Annotated in this window: 12 protein-coding genes; 9 read left to right on the plus strand and 3 right to left on the minus strand. The window is 64.8% G+C overall.

Features of this window, described 5'->3' with window-relative positions:
- The first annotated feature begins 231 nt into the window (after positions 1-231).
- The 9 genes from GRX03_RS07425 (at position 232) to GRX03_RS07465 (ending at position 11,029) form a co-directional block, all read left to right on the plus strand.
- Positions 232-3,768: a molybdopterin-dependent oxidoreductase gene (locus tag GRX03_RS07425; RefSeq protein ID WP_159763562.1), complete on the plus strand. Its 3,537-nt coding sequence runs from the start codon at positions 232-234 to the stop codon at positions 3,766-3,768.
- Positions 3,769-3,770: 2 nt separating this feature from the next.
- Positions 3,771-4,976: a 4Fe-4S dicluster domain-containing protein gene (locus GRX03_RS07430; protein WP_159763563.1), complete on the plus strand. Its 1,206-nt coding sequence runs from the start codon at positions 3,771-3,773 to the stop codon at positions 4,974-4,976.
- A gap of 2 nt (positions 4,977-4,978) precedes the next feature.
- Positions 4,979-5,944 carry a TorD/DmsD family molecular chaperone gene (locus GRX03_RS07435; protein ID WP_159763564.1) on the plus strand — a complete coding sequence of 322 codons (966 nt, stop codon included), beginning with the start codon at positions 4,979-4,981 and terminating at the stop codon, positions 5,942-5,944.
- 76 nt (positions 5,945-6,020) lie between these two features.
- Positions 6,021-8,942 (plus strand): PAS domain S-box protein, encoded by a 2,922-nt coding sequence (locus tag GRX03_RS07440; RefSeq protein WP_159763565.1) that lies wholly within the window; start codon positions 6,021-6,023, stop codon positions 8,940-8,942.
- A gap of 248 nt (positions 8,943-9,190) precedes the next feature.
- Positions 9,191-9,526: a winged helix-turn-helix domain-containing protein gene (locus GRX03_RS07445; protein WP_159763566.1), complete on the plus strand. Its 336-nt coding sequence runs from the start codon at positions 9,191-9,193 to the stop codon at positions 9,524-9,526.
- A 10-nt stretch (positions 9,527-9,536) separates the two neighbouring features.
- A complete protein-coding gene (locus tag GRX03_RS07450; RefSeq protein ID WP_159763567.1) occupies positions 9,537-9,680 on the plus strand; it encodes a hypothetical protein in 144 nt (47 codons plus the stop codon).
- 108 nt (positions 9,681-9,788) lie between these two features.
- Positions 9,789-10,337, plus strand: a complete 549-nt coding sequence (locus GRX03_RS07455; RefSeq protein ID WP_159763568.1) for a DoxX family protein — start codon at positions 9,789-9,791, stop codon at positions 10,335-10,337.
- A gap of 10 nt (positions 10,338-10,347) precedes the next feature.
- Complete coding sequence (locus GRX03_RS07460) at positions 10,348-10,638, plus strand: hypothetical protein (RefSeq protein WP_159763569.1); 291 nt, start codon at positions 10,348-10,350, stop codon at positions 10,636-10,638.
- Positions 10,639-10,672: 34 nt separating this feature from the next.
- Positions 10,673-11,029, plus strand: a complete 357-nt coding sequence (locus GRX03_RS07465) for a helix-turn-helix domain-containing protein (RefSeq protein ID WP_159763570.1) — start codon at positions 10,673-10,675, stop codon at positions 11,027-11,029.
- Position 11,030: 1 nt separating this feature from the next.
- Here the strand turns inward: GRX03_RS07465 and GRX03_RS07470 are convergent, their stop codons facing one another.
- From GRX03_RS07470 to GRX03_RS07480, 3 genes are all read right to left on the minus strand, one after another.
- Entirely contained in the window at positions 11,031-11,702 is a 672-nt protein-coding gene (locus tag GRX03_RS07470; protein ID WP_159763571.1) for a helix-turn-helix domain-containing protein, read from the minus strand.
- A 64-nt stretch (positions 11,703-11,766) separates the two neighbouring features.
- Positions 11,767-12,441 carry a helix-turn-helix domain-containing protein gene (locus GRX03_RS07475; RefSeq protein WP_159763572.1) on the minus strand — a complete coding sequence of 225 codons (675 nt, stop codon included), beginning with the start codon at positions 12,439-12,441 and terminating at the stop codon, positions 11,767-11,769.
- A 108-nt stretch (positions 12,442-12,549) separates the two neighbouring features.
- Complete coding sequence (locus GRX03_RS07480) at positions 12,550-13,485, minus strand: sulfide-dependent adenosine diphosphate thiazole synthase (RefSeq protein WP_159763573.1); 936 nt, start codon at positions 13,483-13,485, stop codon at positions 12,550-12,552.
- Positions 13,486-13,493 lie beyond the last annotated feature (8 nt).

The raw sequence follows: 13,493 nt of genomic DNA on the forward strand, positions 1-13,493 counted from the left end.
GCAGAGGCTCCCGCGGAATTCCTCGCGTATATAACTGCTGGCACGAATATGTTCGCCTCGTTTCGGATAACCGGAGACCCGAACAATTCCGGCAGATGTGCGAGTTGTTCTCATTGAGGTTGAAATCGGCTACACGCCTTCTATACTCCCCTGTTGAACTGTCGTGTGTAGCATGACTCCCAACCAGCACGCCACGGAAACGGCGCGCGGATCGGAAGGCAGGTGGTTCCCATGAGCGAGGACCAGCCCGACTCCCAGGGGGGCGAGTTGCCGTTTACCAGACGTGAGATCCTCGGCGGCGCGGCCAGCACCGCCGGGGCAGTGGGTCTCGGCTATCTCGGGTACAGGCGGTTCTCCGAGGACGACGGTCAGTCCGGCAGCGGCGACGACCAGCCGGACCAGCGCGAACCCCTCTCCAATCCCTTCGAGCAGTACCCCAACGAGGACTGGGACCAGCACTACCGCGATGTCTGGGACGTCGACAGCTCCTACTACCTCGCCTGTCGGCCCAACGACACGCACAACTGCTATCTCGAAGCGAACGTCAAAAACGGGACAGTCACCCGCCTCGGCCCGTCGATGAACTACGGCGACGCGGAGGATCTGTACGGTAACGGCGTCTCCGATCGCTGGGATCCCCGGGTCTGCAACAAGGGGCTGGCGATGATCGAGCGGTTCTACGGCGAGCGCCGCGTCACCTCGCCGAAGATCCGGGAGGGGTTCAAACAGTGGGTCGACGACGGCTTCCCGCGGGACGACGACGGCTCGATGCCCGAGGAGTACGCTCGACGCGGGGAAGACGGCTGGTACGAGGCCAGTTGGGACGAGGCCTTCGAGTACGCCGCGGAGACGTTCATCGAAATCGCGGATCACTACTCCGGCGAGGAGGCCCAGCAGATGCTCCTCGACCAGGGCTACGACGAGCGGGTCGTCGAGGAGATGCAGGGCGTCGGCACCCGGACGATGAAGTTCCGCGGCGGGATGCCGCTTTTGAGCGTCCTGGGCCTGTTCGGCGAGTACCGCGTGGCCAACTCGATGGCGCTTCTGGACCACCACGTCCGGGACGTGCCCGAGGACGATGCACTGGGCGCGGTCGGCGGGGACAACTACTCGTTCCACACCGACCTGCCGCCGGGCCACCCGATGGTCACCGGCCAGCAGACCGTCGACTTCGACCTGGCCAACGTCGAGTACGCCGACCACATCGTGCTGTCGGGGATGAACTGGACGTGTACGAAGATGGCCGACTCCCACTGGCTGACGGAGGCCCGGATCAAGGGCACCAAGGTCACCGGCGTCTACACCGACTACAACGCGACGGCCTCGAAGTGCGACGAACTGGTGATCATCCGGCCGGCGACGGACTCGGCGCTGTTTTTGGGCATCGCACAGGAGATCATCGCCAACGGCGACTACGACGAGGAGTTCGTCACGTCGAACACGGACCTGCCGCTGCTCGTGCGGATGGACACGGGCGAACACCTGCGCGCGAGCGACGTGTTCGAGAACTACGACCCCGACGACCTCGAACGCACGCAGGTCGCGCCGGCCTCCGAACACCCGGCGCCGACGACGGTCAACGAGGCCGACCAGTGGATCACGCCGGACCAGCGCGAGGAGTGGGACGACTTCGTGGTCTACGATCCCGGCGAGGGCGGCGTCCGCGCGGTCAACCGCGAGGAGGTCGGTGACAACTTCGAGGGCGACGCCAGCCTCGAAGGGAGCTGGGAACTCGAACTCGCAGACGGCGAAACCGTCGAGGTCCGCCCGGTGTTCGACCTGGTCAAGGAGTACCTGCAGGAGACCTGGGATCCGCAGTCGACCGCCGAGGTGACCGGCACCGAACCGGAAGCGGTCACGAACATGGCGGCCGAACTCGCCGACAACAAAGAGCAGACGCTCATCCTCACCGGGATGGGGCCGAACCAGTACTTCAACGGCGACCTGAAGGATCGGGCCGCCTTCCTCGTCGCCAGCCTGACGCGAAACATCGGCACCCACAGCGGCAACATCGGCAGCTACGCCGGCAACTACCGCGCCCCGATGTTCAACGGGATCCCCCACTACCACGTCGAGGACCCGTTCAACCCCGAACTCGATCCCGAGGCGGACCCGCAGGTGGACCCGCGGCTGACGATGGAGTCGATGCACTTCTACTCGAACATCGACAAGCCGCTGAAGATCGAAGGCGAGTACTTCCAGGGCGACTCCCACATGAACACGCCCTCGAAGTCGTTCTGGGTCGCCGGCTCGAACTCGATTCTCGGCAACGCCAAGGGGTCGTACAAGATCATCGAGGACATGTTGCGGGAGGGTAAGATCGAGGCGTTCTTCTGCAACGAGTGGTGGTGGACGATGACCTGCGAGTACTCCGATATCGTCTTCCCCGTCGACTCCTGGGCCGAGCAGAACGTCCACGACGTGACCGCCTCGGTGACGAACCCGTTCATGCTGGTCTATCCCGAGACGGGAATCGACCGGATCTACGACACGAAACACGACACGCAGGTCTACAAGGGCGTCGCCGAGAAACTCGCGGAGAAACTCGACGAGCCACGCTTCGCCCAGATGTGGGAGTTCATCGACGAAGAGGAGTACCGGGGCAAGCCGTACCTCCAGCGCATCCTCGACAACTCCAACATGACCAAAGGGTACGATGTCGAGGAACTGATCGAGAAGGCCGAACGCGGCGAACCGGTGACGATGATGGGGACGACCTATCCCTCGAAGGTCGGCACCCGCCAGATCGAGGACGACCACCCGTGGTTCACACAGACCGGCCGCCTGGAGTTCTTCCGCGAGGAGGAAATCTGGTCGACGATGGGCGAGAACCTCCCGGTCCACCGGGAGGCCGTCGACGGGACCATCTACCGGCCGAACGTCATCGTCGACGACAGCGACCACCCGCTGATCGACCCCGAGACGCCGGAGGATCTCGGCTGGCCCGACGATAAGGTCGACGACCCGAGCGCCCGGCAGGTTCGCAACGAGGTGCTGGGCACCGACGAACTGCTCGACTCACACCACCCGCTCCAGGACGTCGACCCCGGCTACAAGTACTCCTACATGACGCCGAAGTACCGCCACGGGGCGCACACCTACTGTAACGCCCTGCCGAACATCGCGGTCTGGTGGGGGCCGTTCGGCGACCGCGACCGGGCCGACAACCGGAAACCGTACTTCGGCGAGGGCTACGTCGAGATGAACCCCGAGGACGCCCGCGAAGAGGGCTTCGAGGACGGCGACTACGTCTGGGTCGACGCCGACCCGTCGGATCGGCCGTACCCGAGCGCCGACGGCGATCCCGAGGAGTACACCCGGGCGCTGATGAGAGTGCGTTACCAGCCCGCGATGCCGCGCGGAGTCACCCGTAGCTGGTTCAACCTCAACCAGTCCAGCCACGGCACCGTCGAGGCGACGCCCGAGCGCGAGGGACTGGCGAAAAACGAGGAGACCGACTACGTCTCGCTGTACCGCCGCGGCGGCCACCAGTCGATGACCCGCTCGTGGCTCCGGCCGACGATTCTGGGCGACAACATGAACCGCAAGGACCTGATGGGCCAGTCCATCGGCCAAGGGTTCGCACCCGACGTCTACTGCGCCAACGGCGCGCCGCGAGAATCGTTCGTCAAATTCGAGAAGGAAGGCGACGCCGGCGAGGACGGCGACGGGCTGTGGCGGCCCGCAGAACTCGGCCTGCGTCCCGGCTACGAGACCGACGAGATGGAGCAGTACCTCAACGGCGAGTACATCGAAGGAGGTGAGTAACCATGCCACAAGTCGAAAACTGGCAACTCGGCCGCGAGATGGAGTTCCCCTACGACGGGCAGCGACCCGACGACCAGTGGGCGGCCGTCTTCGACCTGAACAAGTGTATCGCCTGTCAGACCTGCACGCTGGCCTGTAAGACCACCTGGACCCACGGCGAGGGCCAGGAGCACATGTTCTGGAACAACGTCGAGACCAAACCCTACGGCTCACACCCCGTCGGCTGGGACCAGCGGTTGCTCTCGGAGATGGGGCCCAACGAGTGGAGCGACGACGGCACCTACGAAGGCGAGACCATCTTCGAGGCGATGGGCACCGACTGGGACGCCCGGGAGAACCACCCCCAGGAGTCCGCGAGCGCCGCCAGCGACATTGCTGGCTTCTTCCCGGGCAGTGAGGACTTCCGCTACCCCAACCTCGGCGAAGACGAGATTGCCGGCGACTCCATGGAGTCGATCAACTACTTCGACGAGGAGACCCACCCGGTGTGGTTCTTCTACCTGCCGCGGATCTGCAACCACTGCACGTACGCGGCCTGTGCCGGGTCCTGTCCCGTGCCGGCGATCTACAAGCGCGAGGAAGACGGCATCGTGTTGATCGACGAGGAGTCCTGTCAGGCCTACCAGCAGTGCAACGAGGCCTGCCCGTACAAGAAGTCGATCTTCAACGCCGCGGAGGGAATCTCACAGAAGTGTGTCGGCTGCTACCCCAAGACCGAGCAGGGCAAGGCGCCGCAGTGTTTCGAGAACTGTCTCGGGAAGATCCGGATGCACGGCTACATCAACACGCCCGAGGAGGCCAACGTCGGTGACCCGACCCAACAGCGGGTCAACCCCATCGACTACCTCGTTCACGAGAAGGAGATCGCCAAGCCGCTGTACCCGCAGTTCGGGCTGGAGCCGAACGTCTACTACATCCCGCCGATCACCGCGCCGACCGACTACCTCACCCAGATGTTCGGCCCGGGCGCGGCCGACGCGGTCGAGACCTACCGAGCGGTCCGCAACGGCGACGAACCGGAGATCCGAGGGCTGTTGCACCTGATCGGCAGTACGGAGTGGTCGCTGACCGGCTTCGAGATCGACGGCGAGGAGGCCGTCGGCTACTACGAGGGCGACGAGGTCGGCCGCGTCCCGATCGAGGAACCGACCGCCGAGCGGCAACGCTACGACGAGGACGAAGACGTCTACCGACTCGACATCACGTAACGATGAGCGACAACACCATCTTCGGCAAGTCACGGACGGATTCTGAGGCAGACGAGCCGGATCCAGCCCCGACGGAGGCAGGTCGACAGGAGGCCGAGGGTGTCGTCCCGACGGTCGGCCGGAGCGAGTCCGGCCTCTCGGAGCACCCCGGCGATACCAACACTGCCTTCCAGCGCGCTCGGCTGTACGGACTGCTCGCGCTGGGGTTCGAGCGCCCCGGCGAGGACCTCTCGGCGGCCTTCGATGACGACGCCTACTGTACCGATCTGGTCGCGGCCGCCGACGCCCTCGGTGAGGGCGTCGCGGAAGCGGCGGTCGGGGTCGGGGCCCACGTCACCGACCCGGAGACGCTGTACGACGACTGGGGACCGATGTTCGGCGTCGAGGAGGGCCACAGCGTCTCGCCGTACGAACTCAACTACCTGCCCGGGCCGCTGGTGACCAACGTCCGTCGGCTGGCGGATATCAACGGCTTCTACAAGGCCTTCGATCTGGAAGCCGCCTCCGACAAGAACGACCGGGGCGATCACATCTGCTTCCAACTCGAGTTCCTCAGCCACCTCTGCCTGCGGGAGGCACACCTCCGCGAGGGGGGAGACGACAGGGGTGTCAGGATCGTGGGCGACGCACAGCAGCAGTTCATCGAAGACCACCTCGGGCGCTGGTTCTGGCGGTTCACCGACGAGGTCAGCGCGAGCGGGGACGGCTTCTACGCGGCGCTTGCGGATGCGCTCGCGGCGTTGCTCGAATCCGAGATCGACCGATTCGGACTCGATCCCGAGTGGGTTCCCGACGATCCCGGCGTCGAGGAATGGAGCGAGGGAATCTTCGGCGAGTCGGGCCGCGGCTGCGGTGGCTGTGGCATGAACTCCGACGGGAGCGAGATCCCGACCGATCAGTACGACCCCACCGAAGAGCTACGGGGCGTCGACGGCGGGGACGGACCGGACAGCGTCGACGGCTCGTAGGCTGGCTCCTCGTGTCGATCCAAGGAGCTGGGAATCTGGGCTATCCTTTTAGTTGTCGGTCAGCTGTGATAGGCATATGACCGAAACCGAACCGACCGCAGCGAGGGGGTCGTCCGTCCCCGAACCGGTGCTCCGGGCGGGGTTACAGGGCCGGACGGACGAGGCCGTCATCGGACTGACAGCCGACGGGACCGTGAGTTCGTGGTCGGCGGGCGCACGGGCGCTGACTGGCTCCCGCGTGGCCGACGCGGAAGGAACGCCGGTGTCGTCGGTACTCCCCGGGCTGTTTCCCGACCGGAGTTCCCTCGACACCGCTCTCGAAACGGCCGGTGCGGACGGCAGGGCCGTGGTCGAGGGGTGGTGTCGGCGTGACTCGGGAGAGAACTTCTGGGCGTCCGGGGTGATGACGGCCGTCGAGGACGGTGAGGGGTTCGCGCTCCTGCTCCGGGACTGTACGGAACAGAGACAGACCGCCGGTGAGCGGAAACTGCTCGCGGACGTAACTCGACGCATCGCGCAGGCCGACTCGTATATCGAGGGGATCCGGACGGCTATCGTCGAGGTGTGTGACCACACCGAGTGGGCCTACGGGGAGGCATGGGCTCCCGCAGAGGGAGACGACCGTCTCGAATACGTCACCGGGCACGCTGCGGATCGGACCCTCGAACCGTTTCTCGACGAGAGCGAAGCGGTGACGTTCGGTTACGGGGAAGGACTCCCGGGCCGCGTGTACGCGTCGGGCGAGTCGGAGTGGATTCCGGATACGTCGGACCAGCCGCGGGACGTGTTCCGCCGGACGGCGCTGGCCGAGGAGGTCGGTCTCCGGGCGGCCCTGGGGGTGCCGATCACCACGGAGGACGGCGTCGTGGCCGTGTTGACGTTTTTCCTGCGGGATCACCGGGACCCCGACGACAGCCTGGCCTCGGTCGTCAGCGCGGTCGCGGCGGATCTCGGCGGCCTCGTCGCGCGGATGCAGACCGAGGAGGAACTCGACCGCGAGCGGGCGTTGCTCGGGCGGGTCTTCACGACGAGTCCGGTCGGATTGATCGTGACCGATACCGACGGGGAGATCGTTCGGTCGAACCTGCAGGCGTCGGAGATCCTCTGTGGCGGCGAGAGCTCCCTCGTCGGGCGGACGTTCGACGGCCTCGACGGGGAGTTTCTGCATCCGGACGGATCCGCGGTCGACCCGGAGGAGTTCCCGGTTGCACGCGCGCTCGATACCGGGGCGACTGTCGGAGATATGGAGGTCGAGCTACGGGACGAGGACGGAGAGAGCCGATGGGTATTGTTGAGTGCGACCCCGATTCACGGCGATGGCGGCGATGTCGAACGGGTCACGGTGGTCGTCGAGGACATCACGACCAGACGGGAACGCGAGCAGTCCCTGCGTGCGTTCCGGGAGGCGATCGAACAGGCCGGCCACTCGATTTACTTCACCGACAGCGACGGGACAATCGAGTACGTCAACCCGACCTTCGAGGAGGTGACCGGGTACAGCGCCGAGGAGGCAGTCGGGAGGACGCCACACATTCTCAACTCCGGCGAACACGACGAACAGTTCTTCGCGGAACTCTGGGAGACGATCCAGGCCGGGGAGGTCTGGACGGGCGAGGTGACGAACGAACACAAGTCCGGAGACAGATACGTCGTCAACCAGACGATCGCGCCGATCACCGACGAGACCGGCGGCATCGAGCGATTCGTCGCGATCAACGACGACATCACCGAGCAGAAACGCCGCGAGCAGACGGTTCGTCGACAGCGCAACTCACTCCAGCGGATCCGGCAGATCATCGAGAGTCTTCGCCCGATCAACCGGGAGTTGACGCGGGCCGGCACGCGTCAGGAGATCGACCAGGTTATCTGCGAGCAGTTGGCCGCCTCCGACGCGTACCTGTTCGCCTGGATCGGCGATCACAACCAGGCCACCGAGGAGATCACGCCGAGAGAGTGGGCCGGTGTCGAATCGGAGTTCGTGCAGGATCTCGATCTGACGCTCGACGACGCCGAACTCGGGACGAACCCGTTTCAGCAGGCCGTCACGAGCAGCGAGATCCAGGCGATCCAGGAGGTGCCGACCGACCCCGCCGGCCAGGACCGCCGCGACCGTGCCATCGAGTACGGATTCCAGTCGGTCGCGGCCATTCCGATCACCTACGGGGAGACGGTGCTCGGGATCATCGGCGTGTACTCCGCTCGCCCGGACGCCTTCGACCGGTACGAGCAGGGGCTGTTACGCGAACTCGGCGAGCGGATCGGGCACGCGATCAACGCCGCGGAGAACAAGCAACTGCTGCACACCGACACCGTCGTCGAGTTGGAGTTCGAGATCGGTGTCGCGGACTCCCCGCTCGTCTCGGTGACCGAGCAACTGGACTGTCGGCTGTCACTGAACAACCTGACCCCGACGACGGAGGCCGGCTATCTCTGTTACGTCGACGTCGACGGTGTCGCCCCGGAGGAACTCCTGGACATCGTCGGGTCGGCCCCCAGCGTCGAGAGCACGCGCGTCGTCCGCGCCCGGGGCCAGACCGGAATCGTCGAACTGCGGGTGAAAACCGGGCCACTGACCGCGCTGTTCGAACACGGAGCGACGATCAGTTCGTTCGAGGCCGCCGACGGAAGCGGGCGACTCGTCGGGGAGACCACGCCCCAATCCGACGCTCAGTCGATGATCGAGACGCTACAGGGCACCTACCGCGAGACGACGTTCGTCGCGAAGCGAACGCGGACCCAGGAGAGCACGACGCTCACGATGACGAAAAACGCCGTCGAGGCGGAACTCACGGACCGCCAGCGGGAGGTGCTCGGGCTGGCGTACCACGGCGGGTACTTCGAGTCGCCCCGCGATTCGACCGGGGACGAACTCGCGGACGCGTTGGGCATTAGCTCGCCGACCTTCTACCAGCACGTCCGGAAAGCCATCCGAAAGATCCTCGCTCTCCTCATCGAGAACGAACAACTCGAACCGACTCAATCCCCCGTCAGCCCCTGAACGGCCCGTTTTACAGAAGCACCGCCCCGGCTGATCGGGGTGGGACGCCGTGAACCGCCTCGGGGTCAAGCCCCGAGGCACTCGGCCTGCCCCGCCTGTAGACTCCCGCCAATCACGGGACGATTGCTGATTCGTATTCTATTCTCAATACTAGTAGGATAGGGTCATCCCGACCGTTCAGATTTCTAGACACTACCTGGCTAGGTCCACTTCATAATGCAGTCACCGTCGTACCCTCTACTAACGTGATGCCCCCCAAAGAAACCGAAACCTTCGTTCGAACGATCACCGACGACGAGTGTTGTCAGATCCTCTCGGCCATCGAATCGGAGGCAAAGGCGGTCAAAGAGCTATCCGAGGAGTGTGAAATTCCGCTGTCGACGACCTATCGGAAGGTCAATCGACTGCAGGAGGCCGGCCTGGTCAGAGAGAAGATCAGGCTGAGTAGCTCCGGAAACCACACGAGCGTGTACGAACAGGAGTTCGACGGCGCGATGATCACGCTCTCGAACGACGGCGAGTTCGAGGTCGAACTCGTCTCGGAGACGGGACAACCCAACCGCCACAGGATCACGGCCGACTGACAACGACGGTATGGAAACGTTTCACCTGTACTGCGAGACGTGCGCCTTCGAGCGCGAGATCGACTCCTTAGAGGACGCGCTGGAGGTCGAAATCGATCACAAGGCCCAGCACGGAAGCGCACACCAGGTCACCATCGAACGACAGGACGGCTAATGGACTCGTCGGTGTGACCCTGCTGGTTCGGCCCCACTTCAACTCCTTCATATTAGCGGACAACCGGTACCGGATCGGAGCGACTACCTCCACATGTGAGGTGAAACGATGGCAACGACAGAGACGACTGACAGCGTACAGACCCGCCTGCTCGGACGAGAGTTCACCTTCCCCGTCGAAGGGACGTGGCTCGCGTACTGGCTGGTGATGTTCCGACTCGTCGGTGGGTGGTGGCTGCTACACGCCGGTCTCGACAAGCTAGTCAACTGGCCGTTCGACGCCGGCTGGTTCGTCGGAGGCGCGGCGCAGGGAACGAGCCTCGGACCGTTCGTGACCCTGTTCAGCGACGGTGCCGCGCTAACCTTTGTCAACATCGCGATCCCGATCGGCCAGACGATGATCGGGCTGGGGCTCATCCTCGGGGCACTCACCAGGACGGCCGCCTTCTTCGGGGCCTTCCTGATGGTGTTCTTCTACTTCATCAACGGCGAGACCGGCGGCTGGGCACACGGTGTGGTCACGGGCGAACTGCTCGGCCTGCTGGTGTTCGGGATGATCGCGACGCTCGGGGCCGGGCGCGTGCTCGGTGTCGACGGCTACCTGATCCGGACGGAGTTCGTCGACAAGCACCCACGGTTGCGGTATCTCATCGGCTGAGGTGATCGAAATGGCAGACAGAACACTTCCAACGAAAGTCGCACAGTACGTCGGCGGCGGACTCGTCGTCTTCGGTGTCGTGGTCGTCGGACTCGTCGAGATGATCGCCGGTGCGAGCCATCCGGTCACGGCGGAGGGACAGATCGTCCACGAAGCGCTCGTCCCCATCGAGATGAGAGCCTATCTCATCCTCGCGGGGCTGGTGATCTGGGGGCTGTACGCGCTCTACCGTGTCGCCGCCGTCGCACCGGTCGGCGCCGCGGGCCAGCGGCGCAGAGTCGAAACCCGACAGCCAGAGTGACGACCCCCGGAAACCCGCCGTATCTATCCGACAGATGACACAGACAACGACGCCCGAATCCCTCACGGTCGTGCTGGAGATTCCCGACCGGCAGACACTCGTCGAACTGTTGTCGACGGTCGAGGAGTCGGAGTCGCCAGTCGTGACGAGAGACATCAGACGCGCAGATGAGAGCGGGGACGGATACGTCTCCGTCGACCTCGGCGAACTGACGGCGAAACAGAAACAGGCGCTCGAACTCGCGGTCGAGGCCGGTTACTACGAGCGGCCCAGAGACGCCGATCTCGGTGAGTTGGGCGACAGACTCGCCATCTCGAAGTCGGCGGTGTCACAGCGGCTCAGGTCCGCCGAGCGAAAACTGATCGAGACGGCGATACGGCAGGTTGTCTGAGTCAGGTCCGCTCTGACTGGCCGAGAAACGCTCTGACGAGTTTCGTCTCGGCGGCGTTGAGTCGCTGTGAGACGGCGGATTTCGAGATGCCTAACTTCTCGGCGCAGTCGCTCAGATCGGCACTGCGAGGGCTGTCGTAATAGCCGAGTTCCAGCGCCGTTTCGAGCGCCTCCTGCTGTTTCGCGGTGATCGCACTCACGTCGAGTTCCGTCGTGGCTCCGACGTGTCCGTCTTCGACCAGCCACTCGACAGCGACGGTCGCGCCGACATCCCGGAGCGCGTCGACGAGCGCCCGGATTGTCTCACGGGACGGGACCGACACGACGACCGTGATCGCCCCGTCGCTGACGTCCGTGAACTCCGTGAGGCAGTCGTACTCCTCGAACACCGGACAGATGCAGTGCCCGTCGACGCGGGCCGTTCGGTAGGCCTGTGGCCGATCCTCGTACTCCAGAAGCGTATGACACTCACGCTCCGAGTTGGCGGAGCCGGTTCCCCCCTGCTCGTCGGGATCGTACGTGAGCGACTGCGTGATCCGATCCGGCTCGTCCCCGCCGTCGAGCGCGGCGCAGGCGGCCGCGGGATCCGGACGGACCGCGAGTTGTGCCCGGACTAGCGACTGCTGGCAGTCGACCCGCTGTTCACTCCCCGAGGACCGCTCTGAATGAGCCATTACACACGTGTACCTACCAGCGCCCCTCGTAAACGCGTGCGGCCGATTCCCAACGAGGTGGTAATCACGTTGGATCGCTGTCAGATATCTCCCCGAGAAACGCCCTCACGAGCCGCGTTTCGGCGGCGTTTAGACGCTGGGAAACCGCCGATTCGGAGAGTCCGAGGCGTGCGGCGAGGTCGGACAGCGTCGCGCCACCCTCGTAGTGGCCAGCGTTGAGGGCCGTTTCGAGGGTGTCACGCTGGGTGTCCGTGATCACGTCGGTGTCGACGGTGATCGTCTCTCCCTCGCCGTCGACAGTCGTGATCCAGTCGATCGAGACCGTCGCGGCGACGGTACGGAGGTCGTCGATGAGATCGAACAGTTCGGCTCGACGTGAGGAGACAACTGTCACGACGAGCGTCCCGGAGCGGACCGCTTCGAGCCGCGTAAGACAGCTGTGTGCTTTCAAAACCGGGCAGATACAGCCGTCCGTCGGTCGGGCGGAGATGTACGTATCCCCCCCGTCACCGAGGTGGGTGTGACACCTCCCGCACCGTACCGGGTCACAGCGCCCTGATTCGTCGTGTTCGGGACACGAAGGCGGAATCTTCAGTTCGTGGGCGATCACCGCCGAATCGGTGTCGCCACTGAGGAGTACGCACGGAGCGTCCTGGTCGGGTTCGACCGCCAGTTTCGCGCGGAACAGCGGTGAGTCGTCCCTTCCGTCCGACCCTCCCGCCCGTTTGGACTGTGCCATCACCGGGTGCTACTCGCCGGGAGGGATTAAGTAGCCATCTCGTTTCGATCCGGTAGGAACGATTATCAGCCCACTGAAAACCGCACGGGGGAACCGTTCTGGGGGGTGTCAGTCGTCGGCCGGTTCTGCCCGCGTGGTCATCTCGACGTCCGGCGCGTCGACTTCGAGTTCGTCGAGTGCGGCCTGTGCGGCGCGTTTGCCCGAGACGAGCATGGCACCGAAGGTCGGACCCATCCGCGGCAGACCGTAGGTGGTCGCCGTCGCCATGCCGGTGACGATCAGGCCGTCGTGAGCGACGCCCGTGTGTTCGACGACGGCGTCCTCGGACTCGCCGACCCACATCGAGTCGTGACCGGGCGAGTCGTGGCCGGGTGCGCCGTACTGATCGGCGTCGGTGTTGTCCATCCCGGTGTTGTGTTCGTCGGCGTGATCGATCCCGGGCGCGTCCAGCACACCCCGTTCGTGGAGTTTCGTCACCGCGACGGCGTCGTGGCCCGTCGCGTCGATGACCAGATCGCCCTCGACGGCGATGGGGTCGACGCAGGTGATCTCTCGTGGCAGTGCGTGGACCGGCGTCCAGTTCATCACGATGCCGCCGACGCGGTGGTCCTCCCGGATCACGATGTCGGTGAACTCCGTCATGTTCTGGATCTTCGCGCCGGCGTCACAGGCCGCCTTGATCAGCCCCGAGCAGGCTTCCGGTCCGTTGGCGACGTACAGGCCCTCGCTGTCCTGGGACTGCTTGTAGGAAACGTCGAGGTCCTCGAGCACCTGCTCCGCGGGCTCTCGGACCGTCACCTTGTTCATCAGGAATCCCCCCAACCAGAAGCCGCCGCCGAGGTAGTTGTTCTTCTCGACGACCATCACCTGGACGTCGCGCTCGGCGAGTTCCTTGGCGGCCATCAGTCCCGAGGGCCCCCCGCCGACGACGATCACGTCCGAGTCCGAGAAGTCCATGAACTCCTCGGTCCACTCCTGTCCGATTGCGCGTGTGACCTCTGCCTCGCCTACGTCACTGAACTGGCCGAAACTGTCTTGGCTCATACCACTGG

The sequence above is a fragment of the Halovenus carboxidivorans genome (genome assembly GCF_009831575.1).
Classification (GTDB): Archaea; Halobacteriota; Halobacteria; order Halobacteriales; family Haloarculaceae; genus Halovenus; species Halovenus carboxidivorans.